The organism is Vibrio sp. 811, assembly GCF_033339195.1.
This window is the reverse complement of the sequence record NZ_JAWOUB010000897.1, coordinates 1-530: the sequence shown is the minus strand read 5'-3', so window position 1 is coordinate 530 and position 530 is coordinate 1. Positions and strand designations below refer to the sequence as shown.

Below are 530 nucleotides of genomic sequence, written 5' to 3'. Positions count from 1 at the left end.
TTCATTCACGTCGATATCTCGCACGAAAAGGCCATCAATTTTCACGATATCTACAGGAAGTTTCTTCAAGTAACCAAAAGACGACAAGCCCGAACCAAAATCGTCCAGCGCAATCATACAGCCGAGCGATTTGGCTCTGGTGAAAAAGTCGATGGCTTGATCTAAATTGCCCATGGCCGCCGTCTCTGTGATTTCTAAACAGATTTTTTCGCACGGCATGGTCGAGTTTTTCAATCGTTCGAAGAGAAAATCGATAAATTCCTGATTCCCCATGGATTGACCAGAAAGGTTAATCGAGCAACGCCCCAACTTTTCCACTACGTCTGGTCGCTGTTCAAACCATTCAAGCGCTTGGTTGATCACCTGCTTATCAATCCAATGCGCAATGTTATAACGCTCGGAAGCGGGAATGAAAATCGCCGGAGAGACGTAGTTACCCTGCGCGTCACGAATACGCACCAAAATCTCAAAATACATCAGCGACTCTGGCGACTGCAAATTCATCACTCGCTGAGCAAACAGCTCCAAGC

The 530-nt window shown here is 46.4% G+C and carries 1 protein-coding gene; it reads right to left on the bottom strand.

Annotated elements, in window-relative coordinates; all coding sequences use genetic code 11:
- Window positions 1-530 (bottom strand): EAL domain-containing protein (locus R7Q46_RS30005; RefSeq protein WP_318078697.1); only part of this gene is annotated, 530 nt, incomplete at both ends.